Genomic DNA, 6551 nt, shown 5'->3' on the forward strand with positions numbered 1-6551 from the left:
GAGACGAATAGATATGACAGGTGCTATGTTTAAATTACTCACCTTCCTGCTCGGCCTTTACGCCTTGCTGCCCACCGCCCTGGCCCGTTTGTGCCACGTGGGCGTGGTCTGGCGCGTACCGAAAGGCGGCGGGCGGGTGGCCATTACTTTTGATGACGGTCCGGATCCGGTGTATACGCCGCAGGTGCTGAAAATATTGAAACAATACAACGTCCGGGCCTGCTTTTTTGTTTTGGGGGAAAGGGCGCTTGCCTTTCCCGAACTGGTCGCCCAAATTCATACCAAAGGCCACGAAGTGGCCTGCCACGGATACAAGCACCGCATTCCCTGGTTGCTGGGCCCCCGGGCCACGGCCAGGGACGTCCGGGAAGCAAATGCAGTGCTTACCAGGATCACCGGACAACAACCCCGTCTTTACCGTCCACCGTGGGGGATGTTCAACATTTTCTCCCTCCTGTACCGGTGGATTGACGGGCAGCGGGTCGTGCTCTGGTCATTCATGAGCTGGGACTGGGGACGGCGCGCCACTCCCCGGACAATTGCCCGCCAGGTGCTGTCCCGGGTCGCCGATGGCTCAATCCTGGTGTTTCATGACAGCGACGGCACACCGGGAGCGGCATCCGGAGCCCCGGTAAAAATGCTGGCGGCATTGCCGCTGGTGCTCTCCGAGTTGCAAAAAAGGGGGTTGAAAATAACTTCCCTGGCTGAAATGACCGCCGGCCGGAACCACTTTTCCTGCAGTTTGCAGGAACGGGCGCAAAACTGGTGGATGCGTTTTGACAATTTTATTATCCGTCACCTGTCCATCGAAAATGTCGATTTGGACGGCAAGCCGTCCCTTTTTCGTCTGGCCCGCCGCCGTTACCGGGGGAAACCGCTGACCCTGCCGGACGGCGTGGTGCTCCGGGCGGGCGACCCGGTTGGTGAACTGCATTTGAACAACAACCTGTTGCGGGAAATCACCGCCCGGGGACGCACCCCCGAACGCATCGCCCTGCTGACCTTGAAGGAATTGCGTCGCTCCCTGCCCGCCCTGGCCGGTTATGTCCGGCAAACGCCCCGCTACCGGGACATCAAGGCACTGCTCGGCTTGACCATGCTTCACCAGGGCACGGAACGTCTGGGCTTTATCAAAATAGAGCTGCCGTCCGGACTGCGCCGGATAGCCCGCTGGTACCAGGGATGGTTGCTGGTACTGATGCACCCGGAGGGGCGCCGGCGGCTGACCGGCCGCAAAGACAAATTAACACCCAAACTGGTCGTGATCAGCCGGGCGGAGTTGCTGCGGCGTTACCTGCCGGCCGGCAACGGATCAGCGGCTGAAAATAATAAACAAAAGCAAGACGACGGCGGACAACAGGGAAAAGGTGAACAATAAAAAAAACACCAGATCTATGTGCAGCCTGCCGACCCGTATGCGCGGCCGGTTGTATTGGTGTCCGGACATGGTTCAACACCCCGTGTTTATTCTACTTTCTGCCGGCCGCGCTGTCAATTTGCACATAATAATGTATTGCCGTCGAAATCCCCGCCGGAAGAAGGAATTTATCAGGCCTTTAGAGAATCTATAACTTTATATGTATTTATACAATTTGCCCCGGGCGCGGTTTTAAGGAGGTAATAAAATGACTTTGGCCCGTCAGCTTGCTGAAATCGGCCGGACATATCCCCAGGGTGAAGCGCTGGTTTATCAGGATAATAAAATCACCTATGCCGAACTGAATGATCAGGTCAACCGGTTGGCCAGCGGATTAAAAACCCTGGGGATCAAGCCGGAAGACCGGATACTCCTGGCCCTGGGGAACAGTCCCGAGTTCGTTGCGTCCTTTTTCGCCATCATACGCTGCCGGTGTGTCGCCATACCGGTCAACCCTGAGTATACCATTCACGAACTTTCTGTTATTGTTGCGGACGCCGCTCCGGTCGCTGTTGTCTGCACCCCGCAAAACGCCAGTATTTTCATGCAGCTGACCGAAGAACAATCCCGCCCGCTCAAGATCATTGTCACCCGCAGCACGCACATGGAGCCGCCCCTTTATGACTATCACTCCCTTTTGGCCGCTCCGGCCGGAAATGACTGTCCGCCGGGCCAACCGGACGAGGTGGTCGAAATCCTTTATACCACCGGAAACACCGGCAGCCCCAAGGGGGTGATGCTCACCCGGCAAAACCTGCTCAGCAACGCCCTGACCTTTGCCCGGGTGTGCCGTTTGGACTGTGACGACAGGTCGTTGCTGGTGGCGCCTGTTTTTCACCCGGCGGCGCAAACCTGTATTTTACTGGCCACATTGTTTTCCGGCGGCACGGTGGTGATCCGCGATGGATGGGAAGGGGCGCGCACATTGCTGGAAACGATTGAAAAAGAGCGGATCACCTTCTTTTTCGGCCCGCCGACCATGTATGCCCTGATGTTGAATGTTTCCGACGCCGCCCGTTACAATCTGGCTGCCTGGCGCATCGCCCTGTCCGGCGGCGCCGCCCTTTCACCCCAACTGTTTCATGCCTTCGAGCAAAAGTTCGGCCTGCAGATTACCGAGGCTTACGGACTCACCGAAACCTCCCCGGTGGTCAGCATCAACCCGTTGGACGGGATGAAAAAGCCGGGTTCCATCGGCCGCGCCCTGCCGGGAGTGGAAGTGAAGGTTTTTGATTATGAGGACCGCGAACTGCCTCCCGGACAGGTGGGGGAAATTGTCGTACGCGGTCCGAATGTAATGAAAGGATACCTGCACCAGGAAGAGGAAAACCGCTGGATTATGCGCAACGGCTGGTTCCATACCGGGGATTTGGCCTATATGGATGATGAAGGGTATCTGTTTATTGTCGACCGCAAAAAGAATGTAATCATCCGGGGCGGACTGAATATCGACCCGCGGGAAGTGGAAGAGGTGCTTTATACCCACCCCCGGGTGTTTGACGTAGCTGTGATCGGTGTCCCGGACGCGGTCATGGGCGAGGAAGTGATGGCTTTCGTGCTGCTCCGGGATGGTTCAAGCACTGTCGAGCCCGGTGAGCTGCAGCGGTATTGCGCCCAACGCCTGGCTGAATATAAGATACCCAAGCGTATTCAGTTCGTGGATGATCTGCCGAAAACAACTTCCGGTAAATTGTTCAAGCGGGAACTGAAGCGTATGCTGGTCAACTATTACGAACATAACAACAACGCCCCTTCCTGAGTGGGAAGGGGTGTTGTTTCTTTCAAGCACCTGCCGGGTGGTTTTGACGCCGCCCGTATTGGCGGTGTTTGACGTGACGCATTTGTCCCAAGGCATCTAGCGGGCCGGCGCCTGACCCACTGTCAGGGGCATGTAATGGGGACTGCCGTTGCGGTAGACCTGGAGTACCATGCGTTGTCCGACTTTGGCGCCCGACACGGCGTCGGCCAGATCCTGCGGCGAGTTGACCGCCTTGCTGTCAATTTTCACAATCACATCCCCCTGCTGCAGTCCGGCGTTAGCCGCCGGGCTGCCCGGCACCACGCCCACCACCAGCGCACCCCGGGTGCCGGCGAGGCCGAGCGCGGATGCCACCTGCTGGTCCACGGACTGCATCTGCACTCCCAGCCACGGATGGGCCACCGTTTCCCCTTTCATCAATTTGCTCAGCACATCCTGCACCGTGCTGGTCGGAATGGCGAAACCGATGCCCTGTGCCTGGGCCACCGCCGTGTTGATGCCGATTACCTGCCCGCTTAAATTAATCAGGGGACCGCCGCTGTTCCCCGGGTTGATCGAGGCGTCGGTTTGCAGCAGGTTTTTATACTGGCGGTTTTCCACCTGGATCGGCCGCCCTTTGGCGCTGATCACACCCACGGTAACGGTATGATCAAGTCCATAGGGGTTGCCGATGGCGATTACCCAGTCGCCCACCCGCATCTGGTCGGAATTCCCCATGGCCAGCGTGGGCAACGGTTGACTGTCGTTTACTTTCAGCACGGCCAGATCCAGATCGTAATCCGACCCGACCACTTTTGCCGGCAACGGCTTGGACTGTCCCTGAATGGTGACGCTGATCTTTTGCGCCCCGTCAATGACATGGTCGTTGGTCACAATATAGCCGTCCTTGGAAATAATGAAGCCTGATCCTATGCCGCGCTCAACCTGGGGACGCGTCCCGAAGCCGCCGGGGACACCACCGAAAAACTGCCGGAAAAAGGGATCGTTGAATAAAGGATTGTTGCCGCCGCTGTTGCTTACCACCACCGTGTCGATCTTGACCACCGCCGGTCCGGCCTGTTTGACAATGTCCGCCACCGTACTGTTGCCAATCGGCGCCGCGTCGGCAATTTTGGGCGTCAGCGGATCACTGCCCGGTTTTAAACCCAGCCTGCCGGCCAGAGCGCAACCGCCTGTAAACATGATGCCGGCCACAAAAGCTGCCAGTGCCGTAAACAGAATCGATCGCTTCCAATTATGCATGCTTTTCCCCCCTCTAATTGCTTCCAAAACAGCATAACCCAGTAATTTTACAAATTCAACGCAATAATGTTAAATTTCTATTACAAATATCAGGATGGGCATATTTACGCGGCACGGCTCCCCCTTTATTTTTTCTTTATCGCAGGCGTTAAATCCTGCCGGAAAAAAATAAAACCCCGTCCCGGCCGGGACGAGGCTTTGGAGAAGGCAAGGTTATTTGCCGTTCAGGCTCTGATAGTATTCCATCAAGATCTTCAGCACTTCCGGACGGCTGAACTGCGGCGGCGGCATTTCCCCGGCGCTCAGCATGCCCCGCAGCTTGGTGCCGCTGATGCTGATCCGTTCGCTCGGATCGTGCTCGCAGGTTTTTTCGGTGGTCATGCCGTCGCACTTCTTGCAGTAGAAGGCGGCGGTAACTTTAATCGGCTGACAGAGAATTTCACCGGGCTCGAACTGGTCAAACAGTTCCTGCGCCTGGTAGGCGCCATAATAGCTGCCCACACCGGCATGGTCGCGGCCAACCAAAAGATGGCTGCAGCCGAAGTTTTGACGGAAAATGGCATGCAGGATGCCTTCACTGGGACCGGCATAGCGCATTTCCATCGGATAAACACGCATCACCACGTTTTTCCGGTTGAAGTAATTGGCGAGCAGCGCTTCATAGCACTTGAGGCGGGTTTCCGCCGGAATGTCGCCGGGCTTCAGTTTGCCTACGATGGGATGTATCAGCAGGCCGTCGCAAACTTCGTTGCCGATTTTGCACAGGAATTCATGGGAACGGTGCAGGGGGTTGCGGGTCTGGAACGCGGCCACCGTACTCCAGCCCTTGTCTACAAAGATGGCGCGGGTCTGCGACGGCGTGGCGTAGTAGCTACCGTATTTTTTGGCGTAACCCAGCTGGCTGAATGTAACCACAGAACCACCGACATTGACTTCACCCTGGGACATTACTTTCTGCACACCGGGGTGCTCCATGTCATCGGTGAAGAAAACCTCTTTACATTCCCTGGTTTTATCATATTCGTACTTGTCGCCCACGGTCAGAATGCCGACGTAAGTATCTGTTTCATCATCCACCAGGGCTACTTCCATCCCCTCTTTAAGGGTTGCCGCCTGCTCCCTGGTCACCGAAAGGGTAATCGGGATGGGCCAGGCCAAACCGCTGGTCAAATGCTTGGTGCCGACAACACTTTCATAATCGGCTTTGTTCATGAAACCAGTCAGGGGACTGAATGCGCCCATGCCGATCATCAACAGGTCGGAGGTTTCCCGGGAACTCATCCGGATTACGGGCAGGCTCTTGGCCTTGGCCAAATATTCCGGGCGTTGATTTTCCGGTACCAGAACAGGGGTCAGTTTTCCCCCGTGGGGGGCGACTAAACCTTTTTTTGTCATTAACAACAGGCCTCCTCTTTTGATTTCCCGGGTTCAAACCGGACGGTTGTGATAGCGCATGCTATCACTTGCCATCCAAAACCACCCGGGTGAAAAGTTTTATTTCCTACTCTCCCCAAAAACAAACAAAAATACAAGCAACCTATCCGGACCGGGCGGCCCGGACTTTCCGGACGGTCACCTCCCACCCCCTTAAAAAACTTTTCTATATTATCCTTAAATAACCTTCGACATAAAAACGTATCTTCCTTTTTTTTTATTGAAAAAGCACGGCGCATTGATTTTCCTGGCCTGCCAGAAGGATCCACCGGTACGTTTGTTTAACATAATGAAAGGATTGTGATGGTGAGGGCTATCACAAATATATTAACACGGATTCGCCCGGTTGGCAAGTATGTACTGTCCATCCAGTGTGAAAAGAATGCACGGGACGAGTAAATATGCAGCCGGATGTTAATAATATACGCAACTGATGCAAAGGATGATGCCGTTTCCGTGGATGCCAAGGAAAAGAAATGCCGCTGGTATGTTCTGTCCGGGGTGCAGATAGAAGAACTGCCGGTAAAACCGGACCGTCAGGGCGTGATTGAAAGCCTGCCCCGCCGGTCCGGCAGGCAGAGCATCATATTGGGCGTATGGTATTTAAGCCGGCAAGACGTACCGGTATTCCTTTGTGATTTTCACCGCCTGTACATCTGCATCGAGGCAACGGGGCAATGGCGGGTAAAAACCATGCCC

At 55.6% G+C, this 6551-nt stretch carries 5 protein-coding genes; 3 read left to right on the forward strand and 2 right to left on the reverse strand.

Annotated features, from left to right (window positions below; translation table 11 throughout):
• Window positions 1-13: 13 nt before the first annotated feature.
• Window positions 14-1378: a polysaccharide deacetylase family protein gene (locus A6M21_RS10095; RefSeq protein ID WP_078060557.1), complete on the forward strand. Its 1365-nt coding sequence runs from the start codon at window positions 14-16 to the stop codon at window positions 1376-1378.
• Between the two features lie 247 nt (window positions 1379-1625).
• Complete coding sequence (locus A6M21_RS10100) at window positions 1626-3176, forward strand: class I adenylate-forming enzyme family protein (protein ID WP_066668351.1); 1551 nt, start codon at window positions 1626-1628, stop codon at window positions 3174-3176.
• A gap of 96 nt (window positions 3177-3272) precedes the next feature.
• Here the strand turns inward: A6M21_RS10100 and A6M21_RS10105 are convergent, their stop codons facing one another.
• Both A6M21_RS10105 and sat read right to left on the reverse strand, forming a co-directional pair.
• Window positions 3273-4418: a S1C family serine protease gene (locus A6M21_RS10105; RefSeq protein ID WP_066668354.1), complete on the reverse strand. Its 1146-nt coding sequence runs from the start codon at window positions 4416-4418 to the stop codon at window positions 3273-3275.
• Between the two features lie 213 nt (window positions 4419-4631).
• Window positions 4632-5813, reverse strand: coding sequence for a sulfate adenylyltransferase (sat, locus tag A6M21_RS10110; protein WP_066668356.1), 1182 nt, complete (start codon window positions 5811-5813; stop codon window positions 4632-4634).
• A 495-nt stretch (window positions 5814-6308) separates the two neighbouring features.
• On the opposite strand from sat, the gene A6M21_RS10115 reads away from it, so the two are divergent.
• Window positions 6309-6551: hypothetical protein (locus A6M21_RS10115; RefSeq protein ID WP_151191889.1), on the forward strand; the 243-nt coding region annotated here is incomplete at its 3' end.

The sequence above is a fragment of the Desulfotomaculum copahuensis genome (genome assembly GCF_001655685.1).
In the GTDB taxonomy this organism is placed as follows: Bacteria; Bacillota; Desulfotomaculia; order Desulfotomaculales; family Desulfovirgulaceae; genus Desulfotomaculum_G; species Desulfotomaculum_G copahuensis.

Bases quoted from the DNA above. Each gene is read 5' to 3' on its own strand.
- A6M21_RS10100 (WP_066668351.1), top strand. From the start codon at position 1,626: ATGACTTTGGCCCGTCAGCTTGCTGAAATCGGCCGGACATATCCCCAG.
- A6M21_RS10095 (WP_078060557.1), top strand. From the start codon at position 14: ATGACAGGTGCTATGTTTAAATTACTCACCTTCCTGCTCGGCCTTTAC.
- A6M21_RS10105 (WP_066668354.1), bottom strand. From the start codon at position 4,418: ATGCATAATTGGAAGCGATCGATTCTGTTTACGGCACTGGCAGCTTTT.
- sat (WP_066668356.1), bottom strand. From the start codon at position 5,813: ATGACAAAAAAAGGTTTAGTCGCCCCCCACGGGGGAAAACTGACCCCT.